General features: G+C 34.3%; 16 protein-coding genes, 1 pseudogene and 1 riboswitch. Of the genes and pseudogenes, 3 read left to right on the forward strand and 14 right to left on the reverse strand.

The window, feature by feature from the left end:
• Nucleotides 1-59: 59 nt before the first annotated feature.
• Together TEPIDINF_RS04315 and TEPIDINF_RS04320 are read right to left on the reverse strand one after the other, a co-directional pair.
• Nucleotides 60-779 carry a YebC/PmpR family DNA-binding transcriptional regulator gene (locus TEPIDINF_RS04315; RefSeq protein ID WP_421692139.1) on the reverse strand — a complete coding sequence of 240 codons (720 nt, stop codon included), beginning with the start codon at nt 777-779 and terminating at the stop codon, nt 60-62.
• A gap of 253 nt (nt 780-1,032) precedes the next feature.
• Nucleotides 1,033-1,704: an SDR family oxidoreductase gene (locus TEPIDINF_RS04320; protein WP_421692140.1), complete on the reverse strand. Its 672-nt coding sequence runs from the start codon at nt 1,702-1,704 to the stop codon at nt 1,033-1,035.
• A 198-nt stretch (nt 1,705-1,902) separates the two neighbouring features.
• Here TEPIDINF_RS04320 and TEPIDINF_RS04325 point away from each other — a divergent pair, with 198 nt between their 5' ends.
• A complete protein-coding gene (locus tag TEPIDINF_RS04325) occupies nt 1,903-3,372 on the forward strand; it encodes an amidase (RefSeq protein WP_421691402.1) in 1,470 nt (489 codons plus the stop codon).
• A 70-nt stretch (nt 3,373-3,442) separates the two neighbouring features.
• On the opposite strand, the gene thiE is transcribed toward TEPIDINF_RS04325, so the two are convergent.
• From thiE to thiS, 4 genes are read right to left on the reverse strand one after another with little or no spacing between them, the layout of a single operon-like run.
• Nucleotides 3,443-4,075 (reverse strand): thiamine phosphate synthase, encoded by a 633-nt coding sequence (gene thiE, locus TEPIDINF_RS04330; RefSeq protein WP_421691403.1) that lies wholly within the window; start codon nt 4,073-4,075, stop codon nt 3,443-3,445.
• A gap of 6 nt (nt 4,076-4,081) precedes the next feature.
• Nucleotides 4,082-5,188 (reverse strand): 2-iminoacetate synthase ThiH, encoded by a 1,107-nt coding sequence (thiH, locus tag TEPIDINF_RS04335; RefSeq protein ID WP_421691404.1) that lies wholly within the window; start codon nt 5,186-5,188, stop codon nt 4,082-4,084.
• A 1-nt stretch (nt 5,189) separates the two neighbouring features.
• On the reverse strand, nt 5,190-5,966 hold the full coding sequence (locus TEPIDINF_RS04340; protein ID WP_421691405.1) for a thiazole synthase: 777 nt from the start codon (nt 5,964-5,966) through the stop codon (nt 5,190-5,192).
• A 39-nt stretch (nt 5,967-6,005) separates the two neighbouring features.
• The gene (thiS, locus tag TEPIDINF_RS04345) at nt 6,006-6,200 is read right to left on the reverse strand and encodes a sulfur carrier protein ThiS (protein ID WP_069800037.1); all 195 of its coding nucleotides are present in this window, start codon (nt 6,198-6,200) and stop codon (nt 6,006-6,008) included.
• Between the two features lie 115 nt (nt 6,201-6,315).
• Nucleotides 6,316-6,428, reverse strand: a riboswitch (TPP riboswitch).
• Between the two features lie 161 nt (nt 6,429-6,589).
• Here thiS and recQ point away from each other — a divergent pair.
• Nucleotides 6,590-8,383 carry a DNA helicase RecQ gene (gene recQ / locus TEPIDINF_RS04350; protein ID WP_421691406.1) on the forward strand — a complete coding sequence of 598 codons (1,794 nt, stop codon included), beginning with the start codon at nt 6,590-6,592 and terminating at the stop codon, nt 8,381-8,383.
• 152 nt (nt 8,384-8,535) lie between these two features.
• On the opposite strand, the gene TEPIDINF_RS04355 is transcribed toward recQ, so the two are convergent.
• The 8 genes and pseudogenes from TEPIDINF_RS04355 to sqr all read right to left on the reverse strand — a co-directional run bounded on the left by TEPIDINF_RS04355 (nt 8,536) and on the right by sqr (nt 13,551).
• Nucleotides 8,536-9,060 carry a GrpB family protein gene (locus tag TEPIDINF_RS04355; protein ID WP_421691407.1) on the reverse strand — a complete coding sequence of 175 codons (525 nt, stop codon included), beginning with the start codon at nt 9,058-9,060 and terminating at the stop codon, nt 8,536-8,538.
• 49 nt (nt 9,061-9,109) lie between these two features.
• Nucleotides 9,110-9,244: pseudogene (locus TEPIDINF_RS04360) on the reverse strand (DNA polymerase beta superfamily protein); the annotation flags it as partial.
• Nucleotides 9,245-9,248: 4 nt separating this feature from the next.
• Entirely contained in the window at nt 9,249-9,713 is a 465-nt protein-coding gene (locus TEPIDINF_RS04365; RefSeq protein WP_069800043.1) for a pyridoxamine 5'-phosphate oxidase family protein, read from the reverse strand.
• Between the two features lie 265 nt (nt 9,714-9,978).
• On the reverse strand, nt 9,979-10,506 hold the full coding sequence (locus TEPIDINF_RS04370; protein WP_421691408.1) for a superoxide dismutase family protein: 528 nt from the start codon (nt 10,504-10,506) through the stop codon (nt 9,979-9,981).
• A 472-nt stretch (nt 10,507-10,978) separates the two neighbouring features.
• The gene (locus TEPIDINF_RS04375; protein ID WP_068724123.1) at nt 10,979-11,293 is read right to left on the reverse strand and encodes a YbjQ family protein; all 315 of its coding nucleotides are present in this window, start codon (nt 11,291-11,293) and stop codon (nt 10,979-10,981) included.
• A gap of 148 nt (nt 11,294-11,441) precedes the next feature.
• A complete protein-coding gene (locus TEPIDINF_RS04380) occupies nt 11,442-11,915 on the reverse strand; it encodes a DsrE/DsrF/DrsH-like family protein (RefSeq protein WP_068724124.1) in 474 nt (157 codons plus the stop codon).
• 13 nt (nt 11,916-11,928) lie between these two features.
• Entirely contained in the window at nt 11,929-12,246 is a 318-nt protein-coding gene (locus TEPIDINF_RS04385) for a TusE/DsrC/DsvC family sulfur relay protein (RefSeq protein ID WP_068724125.1), read from the reverse strand.
• A gap of 75 nt (nt 12,247-12,321) precedes the next feature.
• The gene (gene sqr, locus TEPIDINF_RS04390; RefSeq protein WP_421691409.1) at nt 12,322-13,551 is read right to left on the reverse strand and encodes a type III sulfide quinone reductase, selenoprotein subtype; all 1,230 of its coding nucleotides are present in this window, start codon (nt 13,549-13,551) and stop codon (nt 12,322-12,324) included.
• Between the two features lie 403 nt (nt 13,552-13,954).
• Here sqr and TEPIDINF_RS04395 point away from each other — a divergent pair, with 403 nt between their 5' ends.
• On the forward strand, nt 13,955-15,511 hold the full coding sequence (locus tag TEPIDINF_RS04395; protein ID WP_421691410.1) for an ABC-F family ATP-binding cassette domain-containing protein: 1,557 nt from the start codon (nt 13,955-13,957) through the stop codon (nt 15,509-15,511).
• The last annotated feature ends 53 nt before the right edge of the window (nt 15,512-15,564 follow it).

The following is a 15,564-nucleotide window of genomic DNA, read 5'->3' on the forward strand; positions in this document are numbered from 1 at the left end:
CCAATATACAATGATTTCTTCTTTTCAAAAAAGGTTAAAAAAAGATTAACTTTTATATATTATTCATCAAGATCCACATTGTGGTATACTTGTTGAACATCTTCTATATCTTCCAATGCATCAATCAATTTTTCAAATTGTGCTTGTGCTTCTTCTGAAAGTGTTAGTTCATTTTGTGCAAGCATGGTTATTTCTGCAACTGTAAAATCAGTTATACCTACTTTCTTAAATGCTTCTTGAATTGCATGGAACTGGTCAGGTTCCGCATAAATGATCACTGCTTCATCTTCTTCTAAAATGTCACGTACATCTACATCTGCTTCCATTAATATTTCAAGTACTTCATCTGCTGTTTTACCTTCAATACCAATGACAGCTGTTTCATCAAATATATATGATACAGATCCACTTACTCCCATGTTGCCACCATTTTTATTAAATGCAGCACGCACTTCTGCTGCAGTACGGTTCACATTATTTGTAAGTGCATCTACGATTATCATTGATCCATTTGGTCCAAAGCCTTCATAACGAAGTTCGTCGTAGCTTTCATCTGAGCCACCTTTTGCTTTTTCAATGGCACGGTCAATAATCGTTTTTGGAACATTGTATGTTTTTGCACGCTCGATTACGACTCTTAATGCCTGGTTTAATTCTGGATCTGGTTCCCCTTGTTTTGCTGCGACATAAATTTCGCGTCCAAACTTTGCATATATACGACTCGTATTTGTATCTTTTGACGCTTTTTTGTCTTTAATATTGTTCCACTTACGACCCATCATGTTCACTCACTTTCAATTTAAATCTACACAAAAATATTAATATGATATAGCTGCTTCTTCAATATGAAGATGCAGCATTTCACTAGATTATATTATACATTAATTGCATAATTTGTACGAGTTTATTAACCAAAAATACTGACGGTAATTTAATTATAGGTCTCAAAAAAAGCAACGTGTGAAGATTACACGTTGCCCATTAAATAATTATAGTATATTTTATTGATAACTACTGTGTTCTTTCTTAGGATCATACGATTGTTCCGCCATTGATATGGATTACTTGACCAGATACATAATTTAAATCGTCAGATGCCAAATAAACATATGCTGGAGCTAATTCGAATGGTTGCCCTGCTCTTTTGATTGGTGTATTGATACCAAACATCTCAACATCAGCTCCTTTTGTCGCTGAATAGTCGATTAATTGTTTATGACCTTCATACGCTGTAATAGAAACAGTATTAATAATTGTGCTACCTTGTTGAAGGTAAGGTAGTACAGCTTTAACCATATAAAAATTGGCAAAAACATTCGTTTGAAAGGTGTGAATCAGTTGGTCTGACGTAATATTAAGAATGCTTTTTTGAGGATATTGTACTGCCTGATTATTGACTAGGATGTCTACTTTTTTAAATGTTTGGATCGTTATATGTACAACAGTCTGAGAAAAGCTCTCATTACGCAAATCACCGGGAATAGCCAAACAATTTCTTCCATGTTGCTTAATTTTTTCTGTTGTTTCAGTAGCATCCTGATGTTCATTATGATAGACAATGACAACATCTGCTCCCTCCTTAGCGAATGCAATTGCTACCGCCCTACCGATACCACTATCACCACCAGTTATAATTGCAACTTTATTCTTTAATTTTCCACTTCCAACATAGTTAGGATTTTCGAAGATTGGTTTTGGTTCCATTAAATATTCAAAAGTACATTTGTAACTTTTTCGTATCTTCAAGTCCCTTCTCAGTTAAAGGGCGAATTAAATCCTCTTTTGGGAAGCTATTCCTTTTTTGATGAGAAGGATTCAAGTATATGATGTCGAATTTCTTAATTTAGTTGATCATGTTGAACTATCGTTTTAAGTTAATTTACAAAGGAAGGAAGAGCCTCTATGATAAATCAAAAATTAGAAAAACTAAAGAATGATTGGCTTATTGAAATCACTATCCGAGAAATACAAGAGAAGCTAGAAAAAAATGAACTAACTTCTCAAGATTTGGTTCTCATGTACCTTTCTCGAATTGCTGAATACGATCAATCTGGCTCCAAAATCAACTCCATAATCGAAGTAAATCCAGAAGCTCTTCAGATAGCAGCCTTATTAGATTTCGAAAGAAAAGAAAAAGGCAGTCGTGGACCACTTCATGGAATTCCTGTTGTCATCAAGGATAATATCAATACGGCGGACAAAATGCACACCAGTGCAGGTTCATTAGCTTTAGCTAATTCTTATGCAACTGAAGATGCCTTTCTTGTGCGAAAACTTCGTGAAGCTGGGGCGATCATTTTAGGTAAAACAAACCTAACTGAATGGGCGAATTTCATGGCCGAAAATATGCCTACAGGATATAGTTCTAGAGGTGGCCAAGTAATGAATCCTTATGGTCCAGGCAAATTTATCGTTGGTGGGTCAAGTTCTGGTTCAGCAGCAGCTGTTGCAGCTAATTTTGCAGTGGTTTCAGTTGGTACTGAAACTTCTGGTTCTATTCTAAGTCCTGCTAGTCAAAACTCTTTAGTTGGTATCAAACCTACTGTTGGGCTTATTAGTCGTTCGGGGATTATTCCTATTTCACACACACAAGACACATCAGGGCCTATAGCTAGAACCGTGGAGGATGCAGTAATTCTATTAAATGTTCTTCAGGGTGTTGATCAAAACGATCCCATCACACTAAGTTCTGAACTACAAAAAATCGACTTTACCCAATTTTTAAAAGTAAACGGATTAAAAGGAAAAAGAATCGGAATCGCACGTGAGGTTTATTTTGACTACTTAAACGAATCGCAGTTAGAAGTGATGAATACGGCTATTCACCAATTAGCCAGTTTAGGTGCGGAAGTAATTGAGAACGTAACGATTCCTTCTACAAAAGAAAATTGGGATTATAACGTTTTAATATATGAATTTAAATCAGATCTCAATGCTTATTTAAAAATGCTAAATCCTTCACTAGGTATTCGTACCTTAGCTGATATTATTCGCTTCAATGAGCAAACAGGAGAATCCGCACTCAAATATGGGCAAAAAATCTTCATTGATTCAGAGAAGACAAGCGGAAATTTGACAGAGCCAACTTATTTGAATAGTTTGGAAAGGGATCAGTATTTATCCAAAGAAAAAGGTATTGATGCAGTCATGAAAGAGCATGATTTAGATGCAATCGTATTTCCGAATAACTTTGGCGCAAGCATCCCTGCAAAGGCTGGGTATCCTTCTATTACTGTTCCAGCAGGCTACACACAAGAAGGTGAACCGGTTGGAATAACATTTACTGCAAAAGCTTACAGTGAACCAACATTAATTGAAATTGCTTATTCATATGAACAAGCAACAAAACACAGAAAACCGCCAAATTTATAATATTTACGGAACATTTTCATACCTACAATATACAAAAGGCTGCATAAATGCGGCCTTTTTAATCATCCACTCATCCTATTTCGGTTATCACAGGAATCGATGCAAACTTGTCAAATTCCCTCATTTTGATTTTTAGTTCTTTTGTCGTTTGATAAGGGTCTTCAGATGACATAATCGTTGACATGACTGCAATATGATCGATTCCTCTTATAAGTAATTGTTCAATATTGTGTAAATGAATTCCTCCTATGGCTACAATAGGAATATTTATTTCTTGTTTTAGATTTTTAATAAAGGATATCCCCCTTGGTTTAAGCCCTTTCTTGCTATCTGTCTCAAAAATATGCCCTGCAAGAAGATAATTCACTTTTTTCTCAATTTTTTTCGCTTCTTGCAAATGGTGAATTGAAACGCCTATGACACCAGCAAAGTCGATTTCTGTTTTTATAAAGTTTTCATAACTTGTATGAAAGCCATCTGCTTGCACTTCTTTTGCAACTTCTAAATGATGGTTAATCACCAATTTTACCTGATTACTCTTTGTGATTTCTCTTATTTTTAATGCCAAGGGGAATAATTCTTTATTGGATAGATCTTTTTCTCGCAAAATAATGACATCGATACCACCATATATTGCTTTCTCGATGACATCTATGAAACTTCCTTTTTTTACAATTTTTCGATTCGTAATTAGATATAACATTATTCCTCATATCCTTACCCAATCTTTAAAAATCGGTTGATACCCTTTTTTGAAAATCGCTGTTCTGATTTGTTCCACACTTCGTTGATCATCGATCTCGAATTGCCCATCACCAGCATCTTCTATTGAATGTCCTCCTACTTCCGTTGATGAAGCAGCAGACATTCTTGTTACTCCTAAAGGAATCAAATTCTCACGAAATCCTTGGCGTTCTCTTGTTGAAATAGTCATACCTACACGAGGTAAAAAGATACGTAACGCTAACATAAATTGCACCAAATTCTGATCAGTTACTTCGTATATATCTTCAAAAACCCCTACATGGGGACGAATCCGTGGGAAAGATACACTGAGTTCTACATCAGGGTAATTATTTTGTAAGTAATTCGCATGAAGGCCAGTTACGAAGGCTTCACTTCGCCATTCACCTAAACCTAATAATGCTCCTATATTTACATTGCGCATTTTAGCAATACATCCCCGCTCTGGGGCATCAAGTCGGAAATGGTAGTTACGTTTACGACCTGCAAGGTGAACTTTTCGATAAATTTCCTCATTATATACTTCTTGATATACGGTAAGGCTATCTACCCCAACTTCAATCAATTGTTGATATTCTTCTATGGTCAATGGGAAAATCTCGATTCCAATCGAATCAAAATATTTTTTTAAGATGTGAACGGCATCAATCAGGTAAGAGAGTGGAGTATCTTTTTTCGATTCTCCTGTTAAAATTAAGAGATGTTTAAACCCCATACTAGCAATCGTTTTTGCTTCTTTTTCAATCTCATTTGCTGTTAATTGTTTTCTTTTGATTTGGTTATCAATACTAAAACTACAATAAGTACATTTATTCGTACAATAGTTAGAAAGATACATAGGAGTATACAATAAAACGGTTTTCCCAAAATGTTGAAGAGACAAGGTATGAGCTCTTTGCGCCATTAATTCCAAATGGTTCTCCGCTTTTGGAGATAATAATGCAAGAAATTCAATTTTATTGATTGGACGATCCTTGTGAATGATTTGTAAAATGTCTGAGTCGGTTAATTCTTCATAAAACTGTTCATAGTTAAAATTCTTATACTGGGAATATACATCAAAAAAACCCACATTAATTCACCTCTTCATATAAAAATCCTGTCAAAGGTGATGAAGGCTGAGCAAGTTGATGTTGTTCAACAAGTTTCGCATGGTAAGCGAGATACCCTGCTTTTACTGCTAAGGAAAAAGCCTTTGCCATCTGGATAGGATTTTCTGCTGTAGCAATAGCTGTATTGACTAATACTGCCGCTGCTCCCATTTCCATCGCTTCTGCTGCTTCTGATGGTTTTCCAATTCCCGCATCAACAATCACAGGAAGATCAACCTCGTTAATTATGATTTGTACTAACTCTTTTGTTTTTAATCCCCGGTTTGTACCAATGGGAGCGCCTAAAGGCATAACCGCAGCAGCACCAGCTTCAACTAATCTTTTCGCAGCCATTAAATCGGGACTCATATAAGGAAGCACAACAAAGCCTTCTTTAGCTAAGATCTCGGTTGCTTTAATCGTTTCTGCATTATCTGGTAAAAGATATTTATTATCCGAAATCACTTCAATTTTGATCCAGTTCCCTAATCCCATTGCTTTAGCAAGTCTTGCTATTCTCACTGCCTCTTCTGCATTTCTGGCTCCAGAAGTATTTGGTAGTAAAATACAGTCCTTTGGTATATATTCTAGAATATTCTCTTCTTTTGAATCTAAGTTTACACGTCGAATCGCCATGGTAATCACTTGTGATTTCGAAGCTTGAATCACGTCTGGTAGAATTTGATGATTAGGAAATTTCCCAGTACCAATGAATAGGCGACTTTTTAATTCAACTCCACCAATACTTAAATTTTTCATTTCTAAACTCCTCTCCTACTTTTTTTTTGGACTTTGTAATCAACCGCCACCAACAACACTAACAATTTCTACTTTATCTGTTTCTTGAAGGATTCTTATATCATAATGATCTTTGGGGATAATTTCAAAATTGATTTCTACGACTACAAGTGTTTGGTTTAGTTTAAGTTCATTTAACAACTCAGCCACCGTTTTTCCTGCAAATCCTGTGATTTCTTTACCATTAACAACCAAATTACCGCCTCCCTATGCCTAAATTTTATTAAGATGAAAAAGTGCTATTTGGGAAATAAGAACAAGGCTATAAAAAAGCCAAAAACCGCCCAATAATGAGCGGTTTAACTACGTTAAATTTAAACTTATGTTTTCCCTCCGCTGGCATTACCCAGATCAGGTTATTGGTCGATAGCGAATGATAGCTATCCTCTCAGCCTGTTTTCACAAGCTCCCATAACATATTAATTTTTTCATATATAAAAGTATCACAGTCAGATTTTATTAGCAATATTTTTTAGTTCTTCACTATTTCTTAAAATATTTTCAAACTCCTATTGTTTAACGTGGAAGCTAAATAATAAAATGGATGTAAAGAATTCAACTCAGAATTTTATAAGGAGCCAATTATGATCGAAAAAGCACATCAAATACTAAAAGAATACTATGGCTATGATAATTTTAGAGGCGGCCAGGAGAATATTATAACTAGTATCCTAGAAAAAAAGGACACTGTTGCCATCATGCCTACGGGAGCAGGAAAATCGCTATGCTACCAAGTCCCTGCCCTATTATTTGAAGGAGTAACTATAGTGATTTCTCCATTGATCTCATTGATGAAAGACCAAGTAGATTCTCTTGAAGATATAGGAATTCCTGCTACCTTCATAAACAGTTCATTAAGTGTTTCGGAAACGAATAGAAGAATTGATGGTGTAAACCAAGGTAAGTATAAACTATTATATATTGCCCCAGAAAGATTAGAAAATGAAGGCTTTGCTGAACTGATTATAGGGCTTGAAATATCTCTTGTTGCAGTAGACGAAGCTCACTGTGTATCGCAATGGGGTCATGATTTTAGGCCAAGCTATCGTTATATTTCTTCTTTTATCAAGCAATTACCACAAAGACCTACGATTGCTGCGTTCACAGCTACTGCGACTGAAGAAGTAAAAAATGATATTATTCATCTATTGAGGTTGTATAAGCCAAATCTGTTTGTTACAGGTTTTAACCGTGAAAATCTATTTTTTTCCGTTGTTAAAGGGGAAAACAAAAAAGATTATATACTGGATTATGCTCGGAGTCACAAAAATCAAGTAGGGATTATTTATGCAGCTACACGTAAAGAAGTAGAAACAATCTATAAAGAACTAAAGCAAATAGGTTTAAATCCTGCAAAATATCATGCGGGATTAGGCACAGAAGAACGAAAGCGGAATCAGGATGCTTTTCTTTTTGATGATGCCAATATTATGGTCGCAACTAATGCTTTTGGTATGGGAATTGATAAATCAAATGTCCGGTATGTTATTCATTATAATCTACCGAAAAATATGGAAGCTTACTATCAAGAAGCAGGACGTGCAGGTCGAGATGGTGAACCTAGTGAATGTATCTTATTATTTGGTCCACAGGATGTAATGATCCAAAAATTTATGATTGAGCAAACAGTAATGGCTCCAGAGAGAAAAAGGAACGAATATAATAAGCTGCAGGAAATGGTAGATTATTGTTATACACCGAATTGTCTCCGTAAATATATTTTAGAATATTTTGGTGAAGAAAATATACCTGATTCTTGTGGCTATTGTAGTACTTGTACTAATGATAGTGAGCTTGTGGATATTACTGAAGATGCATTAAAAATTTTCTCTTGTATTTTTCGCTTAAAAGAACGCTTTGGTAGTACCTTAGTGGCTCAAGTACTGAAAGGATCAAAGAATAAAAAAATAATTGAGTTGGGCTTTGATCGTTTATCCACCTATGGGATTATGAGTCAATATACAGAAAAAGAGATTAGAGATATTATAAATGTCTTAGTAGCAGATGGGTATCTAAATTTAACAAGTGGGCAATATCCTATATTAAAAATAACTGTAAAATCAGTTAATGTTCTAAAAAATGGCGAAAAGGTTTATCAAAAAGTACATAAGAAAAAGGATAATCTAATTGAGGATAATACATTATTTGATTTGTTGAGAAAGCTGAGAAAAGAGATTTCTTCTAAGGAAAACCTACCGCCTTATGTCATTTTTCCAGATAGTACGTTACTTGATATGGCTAGGTTATATCCAGTAGATGCTGAAGCATTATTAAATATTAAAGGTGTTGGCCAAAATAAACTGCAAAAATATGGTGATCTATTTTTAGCTGAGATTAGAAAGTATGTGGATGAAAATAAGATCAATATTAATGTATAGATATCAATCATTAAGAGAACCCACTAGGTCTCAAAAAATATTTAAGTTTATGGTGGGTTCTTTTTTTCTTTCTTTCTTTTAAGATACAGATATGCTAATATTGTTTATCTTTATTTATCATTTATACCATTCAAAAATACAGAAGTTATTATTTAATCAAAATTTTTTTTGGCTGCCTTTTGATCAATCTCTTTGATAAATTGATCCTTACCCTTAATATATTCCTCAATATCATAGGGATACTTTTTGGCTAATTCTTCTTTCAAATTAGAATAGAATTCTGCTTCATCTGGATGTTTGATAAGATAATCTCTAAACCGAATGTGCCGATCAATCTCTTTATTTCCTGTTTGAAAGATGTGAACGTGATGTGTTCGATTAAATTCATCCCCCTTTATGAAAAATCTACGATTCACAATTCCGTTTTCGCCTTTAGAAATATATCCTAATTGGTATAGCTTGTCATTGAAATGATCTACTTCATCTATTTCTTTAACTTCGATTAACATGTCTATAATCGGTTTCGCTTTTATACCAGGAATAGCTGTACTACCGATATGGTGAATATTGATGATTAAGTCGCCAAATACTTCTCTTAGGAACTGCGCTTCCTTCTCAAATTGTTTCTTCCAATTTGAAAGATGATCAACAACTTCAACTTTTCTCTTAGCTTCCATTGTAAAATACCTCATTCCATTCTTCTTTCAATGAATCCCTAAACAATCACTCCATCAGAGCAGGGTTCGATTTCCGAAAAAGATTCAACCCCTTTCTTATATCCCATCCACTAATATCAAGCAGGTGATGTATATAGATAAATCGAACGTCATAATCACTGTCTTTTGAAGGGAAACCCCACGCTACGTTATTTTCTGTTTTTCCCAGATAAATGATCAATCGTCAGCTTTAAGACCTTTGTCCTATCTTGATTTTTCTCCAAATATATCATACCCTTTTCCATATTTCCACTCGCATACTTTTTTAGAAATGCAATTAAACTTTTCCTTTTCTCTTCGACTTCAACTTCTTCAATTTTCCCGAAAACAATGACACTTTGATATCTCATACTAAATTGTTCAGGCAATGGCTTGGTTTGTCCAACAACGCAAAAAGATACCTTGTTATTACGGCCAAGAATCTCAAGCTTCTGCCCCTCTGTTGCACAATGAAAATAGATAGCCCCATTTATGTACACATAACTAAGAGGAACACCATAGGCATAATCATTATTAGCAGCCATAGATAATACACCATAATCCCCCGATTTCAACAATTGTAGCGTAGCTTCTTGATCCATTTTTCTCTCTTCTCTTCTGATCTCTTTGAACATGTCAGTTCCCCCATTTTTAGCATTTATGAATATCTCTTCATTGTCTTGAATATTTTCCAGTGTTAGTTCGCCATCTATTATCTCGCTCATGACAAAAACATTAAGATTTTGAATTAGTTACGTTTTTGCATTATATTTAAAGTTCTTCTAATTTGTTAAATTCCCTTCAATATCTAAGTGGTTTTTCAATTTTTTAAACTTAAACATTAAAAAAGCGTTAATAAGATTACAAGAATCTTAATAAACGCTCTATAGCTGTTCAATTTTATATCCCAACAATTACTCCACAAGCCATTCGTTTTCCTGCATCTCCAGCTGGTTGTGTTCTATAGTCATCAGGATTAAGATGTAAAATAACTGACTTACCTATGACGTCATTCACTCTAAACTTATTGGTAAAAAAGTTCATTCTTGCATAACCGCCATTAGAGAAAATGACTGGAAAGTCTCCTGAATGATTACCATGTGGTTGATTTGTAGGATTCCAATGGTCACCTGCTGCTTCAAATGGGGATTGTGGATTTCCTACTGTGCAGTTACCGTTCACATGAATGTGAAAACCATGAGGTCCAATTGGATCCTGGTCTCCTTTTGCAGGTTGATAGGGTGGAAGTCCACGAAGTTCCACAAAAACCTCCGTTCCATTTGCTACACTTATAAAAGCGACAAAACCAGAGATTGTAGGTGCTAAGGGTCCACCCTTGATTTGAGCATATGCACGCTTATAAACTCGTTGGTTGATATCGATAGGATAATAGGGATTGTAATAGAAATAAGGATCAAAAACCGTCATAGTAAATACTAACCCTCCTTGTTATTTAAGATCCCTTTATCCTACGTCATGAATTGGGTACCTGTGTAAGTACAATTTGACTTAATGCTTATCTTCTGTTATTATATATAGTTGTATTTAACTCAGAAATCATTTTTTTAAAGGTGAAAAGAAAAACTGGCGTTTTACTTAATTTTTCATAGAGACTTATTCACACTGGATCGGCTAAAGAGCCGTAAGGATGTTTGAGAGGCAGGGCTAACGTCGTTTAAGTTTAGAATAAATATGTGGAATATTGCCGCGGCAAGGATATTATTTATATGAGTTATTAAATACTTCATTCACAAACGAACTAGGTGATTCATCTAGTTCGTTTTCTATTTCCTTTTTTTAACTAATGATCTAATCTTAATTTTAATGTAAAAAATCAACATACCTATTCTTTAGGTATGCTTATTCTTAATCCTAGAAATCATTTGTTCACTAAAAAACATTACTTTACTTTTACCGCGGTACCTGTTGCAATACACATCATCATTCCGTCTCGTAAAGTTTCAAAATCTAAATCTACTCCAATCACTGCATTAGCGCCTAAACTTCTAGCTTTTTCTTTCATCTCTTGAATGGCAATTGATCTACCTTCTGCTAATTTACTTTCATAAGCACTACTCCGGCCACCAATAATATCTGTAATACCAGCAAGAAAATCACGAACTACATTTGCTCCCATAATGGCTTCCCCAGTTACAATATCAATATATTCTTCGATGGTTTTCCCTTCTAATGAATGGGTGGTTGTAATAATCATAACATCATCTCCTTATTTAAAATTTTCCCCTTACTTAGAATATTCCTTTTCTTTTTCTGCATACATTGTATTTGAAAAAAGAACCAGAGACAATATCTCTAGTTCTTTAGCTAAAGCTTTCATTTACTCATTTATTATATTACTTATATTACGTAAAAATAATTTGGCCACCTGCAGATAAATTGTAGAAATCTCCTACGGTAAGGATATCCTCTAATTGGTCACAAAAATCTTCTTTCTTAAGTTTAAACATTTCAACCGTAGCAAGACATGCATACAATTTACCACCAGCATCGCTGATCATTTCAATAAATTCGGGAACAGGCGGAATATCTAATTCTTCCATCTGTTTTTTCATCATATTCGTTGCGATTGTTGACATCCCTGGAAGAGCACCAATTAAAGTGGGAATGCCTAAGGCTGGGTTTCCTACCGTTGCAACCTTGATGTTATTCATTTTCTTTTTGGTAATGGCATCTAATCCGAAGAATGTGAAAAACACATTTACTTCTATACCTGCCATTCTAGCGCCATTTGCCATAATTAGTCCAGGATAAACACCTTCTAATGAACCTTTCGAGATGACAATAGATAATTTTTTAATTTTTTCATTCTCAGCCATCCTGATCCCCCATTTATACACAGCTTGCTGGTTTGCTTAATCCAGCAACTTTAGCTGCTTTTACTAGTGGACCATCTGGATATAATTCGTACAATTCTTTTGTAGAAATACCCCCAACTTTATTTACCCTTCTAATGGTTGGAAGCTTCCCATTTTCTTGGAAGTCCTTTTGTAAAAACTCAATGACCTTCCAATGTCTTTCAGTTAATTCTTCGATACCCACTTCTTTTGCCAATTCTACAGCAATCTCTTTGTTCCACTGTGCTGGATTTGTTAAGTATCCCTCCTCGTTAACATCCACAGTAAATCCAGCAATTAATTTTTCAGCCATATTTTTTACCTCCCGTTAAAAATTATTTTTTTATTTTTAAAAAAAGCTTGAAAACATTTGTATAGACCTCACCTGTTATAGTTTCTTTCCACTCGTTTTCATATGTGGTGGTACAGTTGGGATTGGAATACCCTTTAACAACATATTCCAGTAAATAAATTTGAACGCCATTTTGCCAAGATGGTTAATTCTCGTTTCTTTTAGTAATGAAAATGGTCCAATGCCCGGCAATGGGAATGTGCCTTCTACTGGTTCAACATCATAGTTAAAATCAATTAAAAATGCTTTGTTATAACCAGATTCAATATAGCAATTGGCATGGCCATCAAACTTTGCTTCTAAAGGTTTATTATTGATAAAGTTAATGATATTTTCTGTTAAGATTTCTGCTTCAAAATGCGCTACAGAACCTGCTTTTGAAGCTGGAATATCCGTGGCATCACCAATTACAAAAATATTATCATGTGCTTTAGACTGTAATGTGTGTTTATCTGTAGGTACAAAATTTAATTCGTCACCTAAATCAGATCGTTCGATTAACTCATCACCCATATTGGTTGGGATCGTCACTAAGAGATCATAATTTACTTCTTTTCCGTCTAATGACACCAGTTTATTATTCTCTGACTCTATGTGGCTTACATTAAAATTAGGAACAAGTTTAATGTTTTTTTCTTCAAATAGTTTTCCTAAGACTGCTGATGCTCTTGGTTTTGTAAATGCACTTCCAAGAGGTGTAACATAGGTAATTTCTACATCCTTACGAATCCCTTTTTCAGTAAAGAACCAGTCAGATAGGAAGAGAAATTCTAGTGGTGCAACAGGACATTTGATTGGCATTTCGGCTAGGTGAACGACTAATTTTCCACCATTCCATTCTTTGAATTTGTCCCTTAAAGCGATTGAACCATCGAAGGTATAAAAGTCGAAAATATTCTTTCTCCAGCCCTCATCAAGCCCTTCTATTTCAGAAGGAACAATCCTACAACCCGTTGCAATGATTAAAATATCATAATATAACGTAGTATTATTTTCTAAGATAACTTGGTTTTTTTCCGCCTCAATTACTTGAATAGGAGATTGAATAAATTCAATTTCATTTGGAATAAATTGTTTTTTCTGCTTTACTACATCTTTCTCAGAATAAATTTCAAATGGAATAAAAAGGAAACCTGGTTGATAATAATGCTTTTCTTCTTGGTCAACAATTGTGATGGACCATTCATTTTTGTTTAATTTCTTATTAAGATGGTTTGCCATCATGGTACCAGCTGTTCCAGCACCTAAGATTAATAGCTTCTTCATTTGTTCCTCCCCTTACTATCTAAAATGAAAATCAAAACTTATCATTTATTGTTCTTGTGATACACCCTCCTTAAATCAGAATTAAGTAACAAATATGTATTGAAAGTTTGGAAAAGGTTATTTATGATGTGGATTAAGTATGTTGATTCTATTATTTGATAAATTAATATTATCATATAATTCTTTTTGTTTAAGATTCATTTTAAAACGTTTTGTGACAATAATTTGAATATTTTTTAATCTTTATGCAATAAGAAAGGGACTTTTTTTTGTTAAATATCATACGGAAATATAAATAGTTCTAGGCTTTGAAATATTCGTATGTTATGGTTTTACATCCTCTTTTTTTTTGGTAAACTCATTATTAGTGGATTTTAAAAACATTAGTGGAAAGGTGCGCAAAATGAGTATTTTAACAGTCAAAAATTTAAGCCACGGATTTGGAGATCGAGCAATTTTTAATGATGTTTCCTTCCGACTTTTAAAAGGTGAACATATAGGTTTAATTGGTGCAAATGGTGAAGGTAAATCTACTTTTATGAATATCATTACAAGGAGACTAGAACCAGATGCAGGGCAAATCGAATGGGCTAAGAATGTTAGAGTTGGTTATCTTGACCAACACACTATACTTGAAAAAGGTATAACCATTCGCGATGTTCTAAAAAGTGCCTTTCAATATCTCTTTGATCTTGAAACTGATATGAACAGAATGTATGAAAAAATGGGAGAAGTAACACCAGAAAAACTAGAACAGCTTTTAGAAAATGTTGGTGTGATTCAAGATATGTTAACAAATAATGACTTTTACATTATAGATTCCAAAATTGAGGAAATTGGCCGAGGACTTGGATTGACAGATATCGGACTCGATAAGGTTGTACAGGAACTTAGTGGTGGACAAAGAACAAAAGTATTACTTGCAAAATTATTACTTGAAAAGCCTGACATTCTTTTGTTGGACGAACCTACAAACTATCTTGATGAACAACATATTGAATGGTTAAAACGCTATTTGCAAGAATATGAAAATGCTTTTATCTTAATCTCACATGATATTCCGTTTCTTAATAGCGTAGTTAACTTAATTTATCATATGGAAAATCAAGAATTAAATCGTTATCCTGGTGATTATGATAATTTTCTTCAAGTTTATGAAGTGAAGAAACAGCAGCAGGAATCTGCATACAAAAAACAGCAACAAGAAATTGCAGAGCTTAAAGATTTTGTTGCTAGAAACAAAGCGCGTGTTTCTACGAGAAATATGGCAATGTCAAGGCAGAAAAAGCTAGATAAGATGGATGTAATTGAGCTCGCAAAAGAGAAACCAAAGCCGGAATTTCATTTCAAGGAAGCAAGAACCTCTGGTAAATTGGTTTTTGAAACGAGGAATTTGATCATAGGATACGACGAACCACTTTCGAAGCCTTTAAATTTGCGAATGGAACGTGGACAGAAAATTGCATTGGTTGGTGCAAATGGAATTGGTAAAACCACACTGCTTAGAAGCATTCTTGGGGAAAATAAACCAATCTCAGGATCTGTTGAACTTGGTGAATATTTATCTATTGGATATTTTGAACAAGAGATAAATGAAACAAATAATAAAACGTGTATTGAAGAATTTTGGGATGAGTTTCCCTCCTATACACAGTATGAAGTACGTGCAGCTTTGGCAAAATGTGGCTTAACGACAAAGCATATTGAAAGTAAAATCGTTGTATTAAGTGGTGGAGAAAAAGCAAAAGTACGTTTATCTAAACTAATCAATAAAGAAACAAATTTATTAGTTTTAGACGAGCCTACGAACCACTTAGATATCGATGCAAAAGAAGAGCTGAAACGCGCTTTAAAGGAATATAAAGGTAGTATCCTTTTAATCAGTCATGAGCCTGAGTTTTATAAAGATATTGTAACAGATATTTGGAACGGGGAATCCTGGACAACCAAATTGGTATAGCAAAACATCCCTAGATTGTGAATAAGTAAAATGAAGCCATTCCTATTTTTGGA

Origin of the sequence: Tepidibacillus infernus, from assembly GCF_048898065.1 — a bacterium.
Lineage (GTDB): Bacteria > Bacillota > Bacilli > Tepidibacillales > Tepidibacillaceae > Tepidibacillus_B > Tepidibacillus_B infernus.

Bases quoted from the DNA above. Each gene is read 5' to 3' on its own strand.
- TEPIDINF_RS04370 (WP_421691408.1), bottom strand. From the start codon at position 10,506: ATGACGGTTTTTGATCCTTATTTCTATTACAATCCCTATTATCCTATC.
- TEPIDINF_RS04375 (WP_068724123.1), bottom strand. From the start codon at position 11,293: ATGATTATTACAACCACCCATTCATTAGAAGGGAAAACCATCGAAGAA.
- TEPIDINF_RS04380 (WP_068724124.1), bottom strand. From the start codon at position 11,915: ATGGCTGAGAATGAAAAAATTAAAAAATTATCTATTGTCATCTCGAAA.
- thiE (WP_421691403.1), bottom strand. From the start codon at position 4,075: ATGTTATATCTAATTACGAATCGAAAAATTGTAAAAAAAGGAAGTTTC.
- TEPIDINF_RS04395 (WP_421691410.1), top strand. From the start codon at position 13,955: ATGAGTATTTTAACAGTCAAAAATTTAAGCCACGGATTTGGAGATCGA.
- TEPIDINF_RS04325 (WP_421691402.1), top strand. From the start codon at position 1,903: ATGATAAATCAAAAATTAGAAAAACTAAAGAATGATTGGCTTATTGAA.
- TEPIDINF_RS04365 (WP_069800043.1), bottom strand. From the start codon at position 9,713: ATGTTCAAAGAGATCAGAAGAGAAGAGAGAAAAATGGATCAAGAAGCT.
- sqr (WP_421691409.1), bottom strand. From the start codon at position 13,551: ATGAAGAAGCTATTAATCTTAGGTGCTGGAACAGCTGGTACCATGATG.
- TEPIDINF_RS04320 (WP_421692140.1), bottom strand. From the start codon at position 1,704: ATGGAACCAAAACCAATCTTCGAAAATCCTAACTATGTTGGAAGTGGA.
- TEPIDINF_RS04340 (WP_421691405.1), bottom strand. From the start codon at position 5,966: ATGAAAAATTTAAGTATTGGTGGAGTTGAATTAAAAAGTCGCCTATTC.
- TEPIDINF_RS04385 (WP_068724125.1), bottom strand. From the start codon at position 12,246: ATGGCTGAAAAATTAATTGCTGGATTTACTGTGGATGTTAACGAGGAG.
- recQ (WP_421691406.1), top strand. From the start codon at position 6,590: ATGATCGAAAAAGCACATCAAATACTAAAAGAATACTATGGCTATGAT.
- TEPIDINF_RS04315 (WP_421692139.1), bottom strand. From the start codon at position 779: ATGGGTCGTAAGTGGAACAATATTAAAGACAAAAAAGCGTCAAAAGAT.
- TEPIDINF_RS04355 (WP_421691407.1), bottom strand. From the start codon at position 9,060: ATGGAAGCTAAGAGAAAAGTTGAAGTTGTTGATCATCTTTCAAATTGG.